This window comes from Maribacter algarum (ex Zhang et al. 2020) (genome assembly GCF_005885635.1).
Lineage (GTDB): Bacteria > Bacteroidota > Bacteroidia > Flavobacteriales > Flavobacteriaceae > Maribacter_C > Maribacter_C algarum.
The window spans coordinates 1,556,538-1,570,517 of record NZ_VATY01000001.1; the positions used below are offsets into that span (position 1 = coordinate 1,556,538).

Annotated in this window: 15 protein-coding genes and 1 tRNA gene; 7 read left to right on the forward strand and 9 right to left on the reverse strand. The window is 36.6% G+C overall.

The features are described from left to right. Positions 1-10: 10 nt before the first annotated feature. From FEE95_RS06690 to FEE95_RS06710, 5 genes are all read right to left on the reverse strand, one after another. Positions 11-460: a 6-pyruvoyl trahydropterin synthase family protein gene (locus FEE95_RS06690; RefSeq protein ID WP_138657104.1), complete on the reverse strand. Its 450-nt coding sequence runs from the start codon at positions 458-460 to the stop codon at positions 11-13. 70 nt (positions 461-530) lie between these two features. After that, positions 531-962 (reverse strand): hypothetical protein, encoded by a 432-nt coding sequence (locus FEE95_RS06695; RefSeq protein WP_138657105.1) that lies wholly within the window; start codon positions 960-962, stop codon positions 531-533. A gap of 213 nt (positions 963-1,175) precedes the next feature. After that, the gene (locus tag FEE95_RS06700; RefSeq protein WP_138657106.1) at positions 1,176-1,943 is read right to left on the reverse strand and encodes an enoyl-CoA hydratase/isomerase family protein; all 768 of its coding nucleotides are present in this window, start codon (positions 1,941-1,943) and stop codon (positions 1,176-1,178) included. Between the two features lie 21 nt (positions 1,944-1,964). After that, on the reverse strand, positions 1,965-3,308 hold the full coding sequence (locus FEE95_RS06705; RefSeq protein ID WP_138657107.1) for an MATE family efflux transporter: 1,344 nt from the start codon (positions 3,306-3,308) through the stop codon (positions 1,965-1,967). Positions 3,309-3,311: 3 nt separating this feature from the next. Next, entirely contained in the window at positions 3,312-3,812 is a 501-nt protein-coding gene (locus tag FEE95_RS06710) for a GNAT family N-acetyltransferase (RefSeq protein WP_138657108.1), read from the reverse strand. Between the two features lie 53 nt (positions 3,813-3,865). On the opposite strand from FEE95_RS06710, the gene FEE95_RS06715 reads away from it, so the two are divergent. The 7 genes from FEE95_RS06715 to FEE95_RS22495 all read left to right on the forward strand — a co-directional run bounded on the left by FEE95_RS06715 (position 3,866) and on the right by FEE95_RS22495 (position 9,920). Continuing rightward, positions 3,866-4,660, forward strand: a complete 795-nt coding sequence (locus FEE95_RS06715; protein ID WP_138657109.1) for a universal stress protein — start codon at positions 3,866-3,868, stop codon at positions 4,658-4,660. 72 nt (positions 4,661-4,732) lie between these two features. Further along, a tRNA-Ala gene (locus FEE95_RS06720) sits at positions 4,733-4,809 on the forward strand. A gap of 641 nt (positions 4,810-5,450) precedes the next feature. Then, positions 5,451-5,873 (forward strand): HYC_CC_PP family protein, encoded by a 423-nt coding sequence (locus FEE95_RS06725; RefSeq protein WP_138657110.1) that lies wholly within the window; start codon positions 5,451-5,453, stop codon positions 5,871-5,873. A 393-nt stretch (positions 5,874-6,266) separates the two neighbouring features. Next, positions 6,267-7,136, forward strand: coding sequence for a class I SAM-dependent methyltransferase (locus FEE95_RS06735; protein ID WP_138657111.1), 870 nt, complete (start codon positions 6,267-6,269; stop codon positions 7,134-7,136). 82 nt (positions 7,137-7,218) lie between these two features. Further along, the gene (locus tag FEE95_RS06740) at positions 7,219-8,247 is read left to right on the forward strand and encodes a sulfotransferase (protein WP_138657112.1); all 1,029 of its coding nucleotides are present in this window, start codon (positions 7,219-7,221) and stop codon (positions 8,245-8,247) included. Between the two features lie 5 nt (positions 8,248-8,252). Further along, positions 8,253-9,512: an ArnT family glycosyltransferase gene (locus FEE95_RS06745; RefSeq protein WP_138657113.1), complete on the forward strand. Its 1,260-nt coding sequence runs from the start codon at positions 8,253-8,255 to the stop codon at positions 9,510-9,512. A 6-nt stretch (positions 9,513-9,518) separates the two neighbouring features. After that, a complete protein-coding gene (locus FEE95_RS22495; RefSeq protein WP_138657114.1) occupies positions 9,519-9,920 on the forward strand; it encodes a GtrA family protein in 402 nt (133 codons plus the stop codon). A 96-nt stretch (positions 9,921-10,016) separates the two neighbouring features. Here the strand turns inward: FEE95_RS22495 and FEE95_RS06755 are convergent, their stop codons facing one another. From FEE95_RS06755 to cysQ, 4 genes are all read right to left on the reverse strand, one after another. Beyond that, positions 10,017-11,270 (reverse strand): sulfate adenylyltransferase subunit 1, encoded by a 1,254-nt coding sequence (locus FEE95_RS06755; RefSeq protein WP_138657115.1) that lies wholly within the window; start codon positions 11,268-11,270, stop codon positions 10,017-10,019. A 6-nt stretch (positions 11,271-11,276) separates the two neighbouring features. Further along, a complete protein-coding gene (gene cysD, locus FEE95_RS06760) occupies positions 11,277-12,182 on the reverse strand; it encodes a sulfate adenylyltransferase subunit CysD (RefSeq protein ID WP_138657116.1) in 906 nt (301 codons plus the stop codon). Beyond that, entirely contained in the window at positions 12,182-12,772 is a 591-nt protein-coding gene (gene cysC, locus FEE95_RS06765) for an adenylyl-sulfate kinase (protein WP_138657117.1), read from the reverse strand. The genes cysD and cysC overlap by 1 nt, the downstream gene beginning before the upstream one ends. Before the next feature lie 225 nt (positions 12,773-12,997). Then, positions 12,998-13,810, reverse strand: a complete 813-nt coding sequence (gene cysQ / locus FEE95_RS06770) for a 3'(2'),5'-bisphosphate nucleotidase CysQ (protein WP_138657118.1) — start codon at positions 13,808-13,810, stop codon at positions 12,998-13,000. Positions 13,811-13,980: the final 170 nt, after the last annotated feature.

Here is a 13,980-nt window from a genome sequence, read left to right on the forward strand (position 1 = left end):
CGAAGTTGACTTAATTATCTGATGCGAACCACTCAGCAAATGAGGTATCAGTTTCTTGTAATTTCAAAGAATGAAGCGTAATATTTTGAGGTAATCTAGCCTTTATTTTATCAGCAAAATCAATTACCATGTTCTCACTAGTTGGCTGATAATTGGCTAAAATTACGTTATGCCCACGTTCTGTCAATTCTTTGGCAAGTTCAATATGCGGTGTGTTTTTATTAAAAACGGTAGCATGATCAAACTGGTCTACGATTTCTTCTTTTACGATTTTCTTCAAATCGCTAAAATCAATGACCATTCCTAATTTAACATGAGATGTATCGGTAATAGGGGTTCCAATTACAGTTACCGAAAGCTTATAACTATGCCCATGCACATTTCTGCATTTGCCATCGTAGCCATAAAGGGCATGACCAGTCTCAAAATTGAATTGCTTGGTAATTCTAATATTGCTCATGATAAAATCTTGAGCGGCAAAGGTAGGAATTCTTTGAAGGGAAACTAAATATTATGCTGAGTTGTAAACCTTAATCGATAGTGATAACTGCGTCACCTAAAGTAATGCTCACATGACAACAATCAGTGTCGATGACATACTCAGCTTCGGCTATTTTTTCATCATTGATGAAACCCCGAAAAAGAATAGTCCTTTTGGTATTTTGATTTTCAAAAACAAATGAATCATCATAGAGGGGGTATTGACCACTTTGTCTTGCCATTTGAAAATCATCAAAAGTAATAGCGGGAGTAAGATCTTCGGATGTCTTTGAATCGATTACCTCAAAACGATCTAGCGGTATTAATACCCCATCAGTATCCTTTACGGTTACTACTAGGGAAATAAAAATCTCAGTACAGGCAACTTCCGTACAATCTAAAGCATCTGGATTAAAGTCATCATTATCCTTGCAATTCATTAGAAGCAAAGGAAAAATACTAAAAAGAAATAGCTTTTTCATCTGAAAGAGAGATGCAATTTAAGCCGGGAGTTGCGTTAAAGGTTCGATTTTAACGTTTGAACTTCCGTCTCGAGCGAACACGATTTACAAAGTAAATAACAACTACGAAGAGCGCTAGAATAGGAAAGACAAGATCTCCGTTTAAAAAACTTAAGATATCCATGTTACTAAATAATTGAGTTAGGAAATTAGAACGAAAAATAGTGAGGCTTATTATTTCTTGAATTTAGATAGTGCATTTCTGGTAAACTCCGAGAGCACTAATTTTCCCGTAATTGCAGCGCGCTCGACCAATAAGGTATCCCAATGTGAAGTGTCTTTCCAAAGCACTTTTTTCCATTCTGCCAAAGCTTCTGGATTATAAGATGATAGCTTTTCGGTAAAGAACTCCAAATCTTTATCTAGTTCTTTTAGGCTATCGAACACTCGTGAAAACAAGCCTTTTTCTTGTGCCCAATAGGCATTTTTCCATTCGGACGGAGAGAGCGATAGTTCTGAAATAGCTGCCGTTCCGATTTTACGTTCAACAGCGGGTTCAATGACTAAAGGAGCAATACCGATGGTCAATTCCGATAGTCGAATCGAAGCATCTACAGAAGCGAACACATAATCACAGGCTGAGGCTAAACCAACACCGCCGCCAACTGTTTTTCCTTGAATCCGACCTACCATGACCTTTTTACAAGTACGCATCGCATTGATGACATTTGCGAATCCGCTAAAGAATATTTTGCCTTCTTCTAAATTAGAAACCGCCATCAATTCATCGAAAGAAGCCCCAGCACAAAAGGCTCCATCTCCTTCGGATTTTAGAACGATTACCGATATATCCGGATTTTCAGAAAGTTTATGAAGTTCAGCAGTAAGTCGGTCTAAAAGTTCAGCCACAAAAGAATTACTTGCTGGATGGCCAAATTCTATTGTGGCAACTTTGCCTTGTATGTTGGTATATAAACTTCCGTTTGCTCTATCAGTTCCCATGCAATAGTATTTTGCTCAAAATTAAGGCTTTTGTAATAAGGGTCGAAACTTTCTCCGAAACTTCCACACTAAAGCAAGGCCACGAATCAGCATCCAAACAGTAAAGGCAATCCAGATGCCATAAAGTCCCCATTTCATGTATTTCCCAAGAAAAAGAACAGGGATAAATCCTAAGAACGTAGCAGTCAATAACGTATTTCTCAAATATTTCATTTCTCCTAATCCCTTAAATAATCCGTCTAAAACAAAAGCCATGGTATTCATGGGCCAGCCTAAAACCACAATAAAAAAGACGGCATAGAACGTTTCCAAAACAATTGTTTCATTTGAGAACAATCTCCCAATAGGGTAGTAGAAGAGAAATCCGAAGAGTACCAAAACCAGACTTACTAGAAGTCCGTAGAGCATTATTTTTTTAGCCAGTGACCAGAGCCCGTTATAATCTTTGGCACCTAATAATCGACCTCCCATAATGTTTCCAGCAGCACCATAACCATCAATGAAAAATGCAGAGAACAACCAAATATTCAAGGCTATGGTGTGAGCTGCGATATATTTGTCGCCCAAGGCTGTCGCTTCACGAACCGCCAAAATCAAAGCGGTATTTAAAGCTATTGCCCGAACAAAAAGATTTAGGCTCATTACAACCAATCTACCTAATTCTTTGTGTAAAGGGAATTTCAATTTCAAGCTTATATTGGTTTTGGTCATCAATAGAACAAACGCCATTATTGCCATAATTCCTTGAGCAATCAGACTAGCCCAAGCAGCACCATCGAGGTACATGGGGTTAATAAAACCTTCTATGCCGTATACCAAAACAAAATCTAAGCCTACATTCAAAACTGCCCCAACAATTGCAATCATCATAGGCCAATACGTATTCTGTAGTCCGCGAAAAATTCCCATAACGGCGAATACGAAAAGTGTTAATGGAAAGCCCCAGACCCTTATAGAATAGTACGAAATACAATACTCCAATATTTTTCCGGAAGCGTTAAGCAATCTGAAAATATCATCTACGATGAATATAGTCGAAAGTAAAATCAAAATACTCAGACTGATATTCAAAAATATAGCCTGTGCGGGAAGCGTTTGAACTTCATTGATTTTTCCTGCACCTAAATATTGTGAAATGATAGCGGAAATGGCGCTGCGGGTTTGCCCTAAAATCCAAATGAGCATGGATAAGAACGAACCAACAATACCAGCCGCGGCCAACGATTCTACCCCATCAATGGGAATGTTACCAACAATTGCTGTATCGGTTATTGAAAGCAAAGGTTCAGCAATTCCTGCAATGGTCGCCGGAATGGCCAATTTGTTGATTGTTTTAAAATTGATAATTGGTTTTTGAACTCTCATTATCTATAAAACGAGTTCAAAACAATGAAATGGATGCTCGCTTTGTTTTGGAAGAAAAATGTCACCAAGACGTCGATATCCCCTAGCTTCATAAAACTTTTGATTCCGTTTGTTTTGACTAAACGTATCGAGGCGAACGGAAACAAAACCATTTTCTTTTGCGTAGTTTTCAGCAAAATCCATAAGTTTTTGAGCGTAACCCTTTCCCTGTAGATTAGGTTCAATGGATAAGCGATGAATATAAACACTATTTCCATTCGGTGTACGCCATTCGATAGGTACATATTCATCATCCATAAGCGTAGATATAACTATGGTTCCAATGATTTTCTCATTCACTTCTAATACATATAATTCATCTCTTTCGATGTCTTTTTCAAACGCTGCGGCGGACGGATAATGTTCATTCCATTGGTAAATTCCATTGGAAATCATATGTGCCGCACAAGCTTTACAAATAGTAAGAATGTCGGGTATTTCCGATATCTTTGCACGTCGAATCATTCGTGAAGTTCAATTTAATTGTAAATTTAGAATATTAATTAACATTCTTTTCCATGAAACACATCCTCGTTCCTATCGGCACTTCCAATACAGGCGAAACGCTACAATATGCAGTTGATTTTGCTTCTGAGTTTTCAGCACAGGTTTTTGTTATGGATGTATTTTCCGTTTCGGCAAAGGCCGGCACATTGGCAAATATTTCAGAAAAGGTCGAGGAAAGTAGTAAAGAACGTTTACGGGAGATAATAGGAAAGGTTGATGCAAAACAGGTAACTATTAAAATAGCCACATACAATGGTGATATTGTTGATGGATTAAAAGAAATAGACAAGGAATTAGGAATTGACTTGATAATTATCTCACCTAGAAGTAATGCTATTGAGGAAGAATTGTATTTAGGTCATACTACAGGAGGAATAATAAAGAAGACGGACATTCCTGCACTTATTGTACCCAAAGGAACTGTTTTTACTCCTTTCAAAACAGCTTTGACCGCTTTTAAATCAGGTGTTTTGAAGAAGAAACGAATATTGGAGCCACTACTGTCTATTCAGAAAAAATTTGGCACTTTGGTAAGTTTGCTTTTAGTAAAAACCCCAGGATACGATTCGGATGATTTGAAAGTACACCCGGCGCTAATGGATATCAGCGAACAACTTACGATAACCGAAAATGCAACTACCTATCAGGGTGTTTTAGAACACTTTCAATCTCACCAACCTGATTTACTTTGTGTTTTTAGAAGAAAAAGAGGTTTCTTCAAAAAACTTTGGGAAAAGAATACCATTTTAAAATCAGAGTTTTTCGTGAAAATACCTGTTCTAATGCTTAGGGTTAAGAAGTATTAAATAAAGGTAGATTTACACCCTCTTACATTTTGATACTTATCTTAAAAGTATTTTCTTTGTCGCCAGTCAAATGGGGGATTAGCTCAGCTGGCTAGAGCGCTTGCCTGGCAGGCAAGAGGTCACCGGTTCGACTCCGGTATTCTCCACCAATATTTATAAGGCTTCAAGAGCATTTGACTTTTGGAGCTTTTTTCATTTGCACGCAATTTGCACGCAAATCATCTATATAATTGGCCTTGATAATATTTGATGCCAATTAACCTGCTTTGATTATTCTTTATCTTTTATAGAACGCTTATTTTATAAAGAGCCATGTGATTTTTGAAGAATAATCTTAAATCGGAGAATTAAAAGTCTCATTAATGGTCAATTTATGAAAATATTAAAAAAGACCACGCATGGGACAATTTCAAGTATTAATAAAAGTTACTTTCGGAAAAGGCCTTTAAAATGGCCATAATATGGGACTGCTTAGTATCTGAAATAGTTGTTTGGATATATACACATTTATAGTTGTCTTAAAACATATAAACCATCCCCAAAGTATAAGAACCATCTCCACTTTCAAAACTCAGCTCAAAATGTTCTTCCATATAAGGCGAAGTACATAAATAAGTGCTACCCACAACTGCTCCGGCTAGAACATCCCAACCGTCATGCCAGTCTTCCAGTCCTTCTAACTTACTAAATTAAAGTGCTTGAATTCAAAGTGTTAATAACAAATGGTAGATAAAATAAATAAAGTGAAAAAAAACAGATAATCGAATTATTTGCTAGTTTTGAATTACGAATGAAAAAAATATACTATAAAATAACTTCAGTCTTATTAGCACTAATTGTGCTATTGTCCACAATGTCCTTTTCGTTGGATATGCACTTTTGTGGTGACCAATTGGTAGATTTTAGCATTTCTGACAAGGCAAATACTTGCCTGATGAAGACCGAAATGACCAAAACCTCTAGTTCCTGTGAAGTTATGAAAATGGAGATGGGCTGCTGTTCGGATGTCGAGGTCGTTTTCGAAGGTCGAGATGATTTGAAAATTTCGTTTGACCAACTTACTTTTAACCAACAAGTGTTCGTCGCCTCTTCGGTTTATTCCTATATAAGCCGCTTTGAAGGATTCGATGAAAACCTAGTCCCATTAAAGGACTATAAACCCCCTCCCCTGATACGGGATTTACAGATTCTAGATCAGACTTTCCTCATTTGATTTTAAAACTTTAGAAAATTAAACCCAACAGCCATTGCTGTTCTTGGGCTGAACTTGTTGTATGCGTTGTTTAATCAACAATATTCTAAAAGTTTAACAATCTATTCTTATGCAAAACAAAGGCATTAAATTTCTTATCGAGAATTAGCTGGTTAAGGTACTGATGCTCCTTCTTTCTGTAGGGTTGGGTATTGAAAAGGTTTCCTTTAAATGGGATATGGGCAACTTTATGTTCAAAAGTGTCCTATGGCAAATAATAACAAATGAGGAATTTGGCTAAGGGCGAAAATGGATATTAAGAACCCCTATTACGGTGAAGCTATGTTGACGTGTGGGGGTGTGATTGAGACCATTAAATAAAGGTATGCGACAACTAATGACACAGAATATGTTATGAGAAAAACTTGTAAGTCCATAAGGAATTGCCCTGAAGAAAAAGAATTATTTTTGAATAAAAACGGGTATGAAATATTTGATTGTACAACATGCGGTCATAGATTCCATGGCATAAACGATTCTGAAATACACCTTGAAAAAGTGTATTCTGATAGTTATTTCTTCGAAGGAAAATCTGGCTATCCAAATTATTTAGATGAAAAAGAAATCTTGATAAAGCATGGTAGTCGCTATGCAAAATTGATGTCTGAGTACATTGACAAACCAGGTAAAGTATTGGATGTAGGCAGTGCAGCGGGCTTTATACTTAAAGGTTTCGAGAACGAGGGTTGGGCTTGTTATGGCGTTGAGCCGAATAAAACAATGGCAGAATATGGTAAAGATGAATTTGGCTTCGACATACAAGTTGGCGATCTAGAGTCATATGAAACCAACCAAAAATTCGATTTGATAACATTAATAGAGGTGATCGGTCACTTTAACGACCTTGATATAGCCATACAAAAGGCTCATAGCTTTTTACGACCCAATGGCATTATTCTCGTTGAATCATGGAATCGAGAAAGTCTGATAGTGAAATTAATTGGTAAACACTGGCACGCATACTGTCCACCAAGTGTAATTCATTGGTTTTCTGACAAAACGATTTCTGAACTTTTTGATTTTTATGGTTTTGATCGCTTAAATAAGGGATTCCCTCTAAAACGAATTAAGGTTAACCATGGAATTTCCCTAGTAGATAGTAACACACCAAATTTCTTTTTTAAAAAACGAATCATCAATTTCTTATCAAGATCATTTGGAAAACTAAAATTGATTTATCCGCCAATTGATGTCAAATGGTACGTATTCCAAAAACGGAATTAAATTTTAATGAAAACAACAGTAATAAAACCAATATTCAATTAATCGACCAAAAAGGGGGGACTCTAGGTAAAAATGTAACATTATGAGCTATTCTAACTTTAAAGACCCGGTCGGTTTGCTTAAACGCATGCTGCTTTCTGGAAATAAAACCGCTTATTCAATTTTATTTAGGGAGTTTTTCACCAAACTTGTTGTTCCCATTGATTTACTTTTGCGAAATTCAGAGAAAAGAAAATTAAAAAAGTCAAATGATTCGACACTTCCCATTATATTGGTTTTAGGAGGCTCAAGGAGTGGAACGACACTGCTATATCAAACCTTAGAGCGATACTTGTCCGTAAGTTATATCAGTAATTTTATTGCGTCATTTGTTAATTCCCCAATAACAGCATTTAAATTATTTCACAGATTGATTCCTAAATCTGTCAAGAGTTATCAAAGTTATTTTGGCAGTGTTCAGGGCTTTGGCGGACCAAACGACGCTTTTTTTCTTTGGAATAGATGGTTGGGTGAGGATAGAAACCATGCACCTGAGGATATAAGCGAAGAATCCAAGGTAGAAATGAGGACCTTTTTTAATACGTGGTTGAATACAACCAAAAAACCATTTCTCAATAAGAACAATCGAAATTCGCTTTGTGCCCCAATGTTTGACAAGATATTTCCAAATATCTTCTTTGTTGAAATTTATAGAGACCCAATTTTTGTTGCTCAGTCTATTATTTTGTCACGCAGAACGGTTCAAGGAAGTGATAAAATTGGATGGGGTTTGCTCAGTAAAGATTTTGAAAACAATAGTGATCCATTGGCCTATATTGATGACATTTGTCGACAAGTGTTTGAAGTTAATCGGATACTTGCAGTAAACAGGGCTAAAATCGATCCGAATAAATATTTTAGAGTTTCATATGAGGATTTTTGTGAAAACCCAATGGACATAATTAAATTGGTCGGTACTCAAGCTCTAGACCAAACAGTGGATGATACCGACCTTACAAACCTAAAATTTTCAGCGGCATCTAACGGGCAACGATTAACGGACGAAGAGTTTAATCGTATCAAAAGTTGCTTAAAGGACCTTCAGAACAAAAAAGAATTAGCTAAAAAATGAGTTAAATGAAAAAAAAATATATTTGGCTATTGCTATTGCTATTACTGTATTTGATTTTAATAATGGTATTAAATAAGCCGCTCAAAGGAGACGAGACCAGATATATTGCATATGCTGAAAATATGACTCATGGGTTTTATACAGATGCTGAAAACCCAAATTTGTCCAATGGTCCAGGTTATCCTCTAGTTCTGTTACCATTTGTTGCTTTAGAAAGTAATCTATTAATTCCAAAACTGTTAAACGGAATCTTTGTTGTTCTTGGTATTTTCTTTTTGTACAAAACACTCCTGTTTTACACCAAAGAAAAATATGCTATAATTGTAGCTTTATTGATTGGACTGTACCCGCCGTTATTACATTGGATGACTGCGCTTTACTCTGAGTCTCTTTCATTTGTTTTGGTGAGTGGTTTTATCTATTATTTTTGTTCATTATACCAAAAAAAGAAAAACTGGAAGACTATTATTCTGGCTTCTTTTTGCCTTGGTTTTTTGGTGCTGACCAAAGTGATTTTCTTTTATGTATTGCTTTTTGGAGCTATAATATTGGCCATTCTGTATTTGATAAAAAAGCAATCAAATACTAATCGGGCAATATTCGTAGCAATTGGTGCTTTCGTTGTCACAAGTCCATTTCTGATTTATGCCTATTCAGTTACTGGAAAAGTATTTTATCTTGGCACACGTGGAGGAGAAATACTATACCACCGTGCCACACCTTTTGAAAATGAATATGGTAATTGGTTTTCACCAAATAAGATTATGGATGTTGCGAAGGATAAAACTTCAAAGAAAACAGAAAATCTGTCACTTTTAATTGCAAATCATGAAGCGTTCTACCGCAAGCTAGATCCACTTAGTAATATGCAGAAGGATAGTGCTTTAAAAGCTAAAGCTATTGAAAACATGATAAAGCACCCCCTTAAGTATGTTAAAAATACTGCAGCAAATACAACTAGGTTTTTGTTTAATATTCCGAACTCATATCAGACACAAAGCTTTAAAGTTTTTGGCTATATCATTCCGAATGGCTTTCTTGTAGTCCTTCTTTTGTTAATAGCTTGGCCTGCATTTTTAGCAAGAAAAAAAATACCATTTGAAATAAAGGCTGCACTCCTATTTAGCCTCATATATGGGGGTGGAATGATTTTATTACTAGGTAAACCACGATATTTTACAATGATGGTACCTTCACTTGTTCTATTTTTAGTCTATTGCTATAGTCATATTATAAAAATTTCAATTGTGCAAGAAAAGCAATAACACTAGATGTTCAAGTACAATCTAAGGAGTCCGATAGTCCATCAAATCCTTTTGTTTCTTTTTGTTGGAGGCATTTGTTACTTTTTTGGAATAGCTTTATTGTTGCTCTTCGTCGAGATTACACATTTCGAAGTTAATTTTGCCAATTTCCTAGCATCATTAATTACCATATTCGTATGCTATTTACTAAATGCCAAATTTGTATTTAAAAGTGGACGGTATTCACGACAAAAAGAAGTGATGGCATTTTTTTCGTTCTCTATAATAGGCCTGTTTTTAAATGTAGTATTGATGTATGTAATGACTACCTATTTGCCCATTTGGTATGTAATCTCAAAAACCCTAATTACTATATTTATCGCTGTATTTAATTTTATAGTCCGAAAAAAGTTGATTTTTCTTGACTAGCTCTAATCAGAGTGCCACTGTAATTCAGTAATACCCTTCCTTAAATTCCACATATTTATTTCCTTTTGGAATCCAGTATTAGCTACACTAAAAAGTCTAGGTAATCATACCCGCAGCTACAGTCTCATTTGAATTGCTGTCAACCAAAATGATACTTCCTGTATTTCTGTTTTTTCGATATGTATCGACCATGATTGGTCGCGCAACCGAAATCTTCACCTTGGCAATGTCATTCATTTTCAGTTCTTGGTTTCCTTCTATTCTTTCTAGGGTATCGATATCTATTTTATAGATTATTTCCTTGATAACAGCCAACTGCTTATTGGAAGTATGTTGTAGGCTAAATCTGCTTTTTAAATCCAAAGGTGTATTACCTAACCAACAAAGCATTACAACAATATCTTTTGCGGCTTCAGGGGTGTTGTTTGATCTTACGATCATGTCTCCCCTGCCCACATCGATATCGTCTTCCAAAGTAAGGGCGACCGACATTGGCGCAATGGCCATATCAAGCTCTTCTTCAAACACGTCAATGGACCTTATTTTTGAGGTTAGTCCGGATGGCATTACCAATATTTCGTCCCCCTTGCGAAAAACACCACTTTCGATTTTGCCCGTATAGCCTCTGTACTCCATAAACTCGTCCCTCTGTGGACGTAAAACATTTTGAACCGGAAAACGGGCATCGACCCTATTGGTATCACTGCCAATATACATAGTCTCCAAAGTATGCAATAGGGGAGCTCCTTGATACCAATTCATATTGTCCGATCTTCGGACCACATTATCTCCTAACAAAGCACTAATTGGTATGAACCGAATGTCCTGTACCAATAGCTTGGAAGAAAACTCCTTGAACTGATTGCACAGCTCATCGTAAACCGTTTCGTCAAAATCTACCAAATCCATTTTATTGATACAAACAATGATATGCGGTATATTCAGCAGTGATGCTATAAATGAGTGCCTTTTGGTTTGCTCGACCACCCCATGTCGTGCATCGACCAGAATTAGGGCAGCGTTAGCCGTGGATGCCCCTGTAACCATATTTCTAGTGTATTGGATATGGCCCGGAGTATCGGCAATTATAAATTTTCTTTTTGGGGTCGTAAAATATCGATAGGCAACATCGATTGTTATACCCTGTTCTCGCTCGTCCTTTAAACCATCGGTAAATAAGGCTAGATCAATTCCATTAAACCCTTTTTTGACACTGGTCCTTTCAACGGCCTGTAGTTGATCTTCAAAAATTGATTTTGAATCGTATAATAAACGACCTATCAAGGTGCTTTTTCCATCATCTACACTTCCGGCAGTAGTAAATCGAAATAACTGATTTGTTTCAATCATAACCTTTTAAAAATATCCTTGCTTTTTTCTATCCTCCATGGCCGTTTCAGAGCGTTTGTCGTCAGACCTATTCCCACGTTCCGTGTTACGCATTGCTGCGACTTCTTGAATTATTTTGTTGATGTCATCACATTCTGATTCAATTCCACCAGTAATGGTGATATCACCAAGAGTCCGGAATCTGACTTTCTTTGATACCACTTTTTCCTCATTATCGATTTCCAAAAAACTTGAAAACGGAATCCATGAATCATTTCTCCAAAGAACTTCCCTTTCATGAGCAAAATATAGTGATGGTATTTCTATCCTCTCCCTTTTTATATAATTCCAAATATCCAGTTCTGTCCAGTTGCTGATGGGGAAAGACCTAAAATGCTCTCCTTCTTGGTATCCCCCATTGTATAAATGCCATAGTTCTGGTCGCTGATTCTTAGGATCCCATTGACCAAAAATGTCCCGGTGCGAAAAGATACGCTCCTTGGCTCTTGATTTTTCCTCATCTCTCCTTCCCCCGCCTATGGCACAATCAATTCGTTTTCTTTCGATAACATCAAGGAGAGTGGTTATCTGCAAAGAGTTCCTGGTTGCATTTTTTCCTCTTTCTTCAAGAACTCTCCCTTGATCAATGGATTCTTGTACAGAAGCAACAATGAGTTGGGTATTTAATTCTTTCACTAGCTTATCGCGAAAGGCGATAGTTTCAGGAAAATTATGTCCTGTATCTACATGTAGCAATGGGAAAGGAACTTTTAATGGATAAAATGCTTTTTGGGCCAACCGTGTTGCAACGATGGAGTCCTTGCCGCCGGAGAAGAGGATTACAGGATTCTTAAACTGTGCCCACACCTCTCTAAGTATATAAATGGATTCGGCCTCTAACTCATCCAAATAATTCAAATAGTACTTTCCCACTATAATACAAGTTTATGATTGATATGTTCAAGGATCAACGCTGCGGATTCCTCAGGGGAATAAGCAGGGAAAATCACGATATCGGGGTTTTCAGGGGTTTCATACGGAGCAGATATGCCTGTCATATTGGTTATCTCACCGGCCCTTGCTTTTTTGTACAGACCTTTAGTATCTCTTCGTTCGCATTCTTCTATACTAGTATTGACGAACACTTCAAAAAAATCATCTGCCCCAACGGTTTGCTTTATATTTTCCCTGTCTTTTTTATACGGGGATACGAACGCGGCCAGAACAACGCAGCCAGCGTCTATAAATAGCTTCGATATTTCAGCGATACGCCTGTTATTTTCAGAACGATCTTCCGGTGAAAATCCTAGATTTTGGTTTATCCCCCTCCTTATATTATCCCCATCGAGAACATAGGTTTTAATTTTAAGTTCGAACAAAAGCTTTTCAAGCGTATTTGCTACGGTGGATTTTCCAGAACCAGACAGACCCGTAAATAACACAAGAAAGGAACCGTGACCGTTCAACTCCCTTCGTTGCGCCCTTTTTATCTTATACCGGTATTCCACCAAATTTTCTTCCATGATTGCTTGTTAGGACCTATCTCCCGGGAAGATAGAGCTTTTTTAATTGTAGGTCAATTCGTTGAAAGGTAACAAAAAAGTAAAAATAAATTTGATTGGTTTTACCAAAAAAAAGGATATTAATCAAAAATCCGATAAAGTGTTTAATTCTTCCTATCAAAGGGCTTAAACGGTCCAACCCTAATGAATGATTTTATCGATCCTTGACAATGAACCCTATATTTTTCAAATGCTTTTATCATTGATATGAACTAAAAAGTCAGGGTTGGTCAAACTCCTTTTGTTGTATTTCATCTCTTGATTAACTGTCCTTGAAATTACATTTAGACCAACTGCCGTGCAGATAGCATGGCCAGCCGCCGTATCCCACTCCATGGTAGGGGCAAACCTTGGATATACATGTGCACCACCCTCCGCTAAAATACAAAATTTTAAAGAGCTGCCTTTCGATATTATCTCTACTACGGAAAACTTTTTGCGAAGTTCCTTAATAAACATGGAAGTTTCTTGATCCATATGCGAACGACTACAAACTACGCGTATAGAATCTTTTGAAGGTTTACCTGGAAAAATCAAATCACCATCATAAAACAAGCCTTGTTTCGATTTATGTTTATTATCCAAAATTGTTTTGTATGATTTTTTTTCGGCCGTAACGCCATAATACAATTCTCTGAGAACGGGAGCGTAGATAACCCCAAATATTGGACGACCTTCAGAGCACAATGCGATATTCACGGTAAATTCGCCATTCTTTTTTATAAATTCCTTGGTGCCATCGAGCGGGTCAATTATCCAGACTGTCTCCCATTCTTTTCGTAGACTATAATCCAGTTGTTCATTTTCCTCACTTATAATGGGATATTCGGTTTTTTTCAAAAAGTTATTGATTATTTCATTTGAAGCTTTATCCGCCAATGTTATTGGCGAATTGTCTTCTTTAGTTTCTGTTTGGAAATTTGGCAGCCCATATATTCTTAATATTTCCTGTCCTGCTTCAATTGCGGCCTTAATTGCCAAGTTGTAATCTTTTTTCATAAGTTTTTTTGTACGAAAGCTAAATTACCGCAAGACTTTTTGAACATAAAATTACGGTTAGTTTCAAAAAGTCATGGAAATTATGAAATTAACCTTCTTTTGACCACCTTACAACTCTTGGCAAAATAAGCATTATACAAGGCATTCCTTTTTTAAAAATACTTCATTAG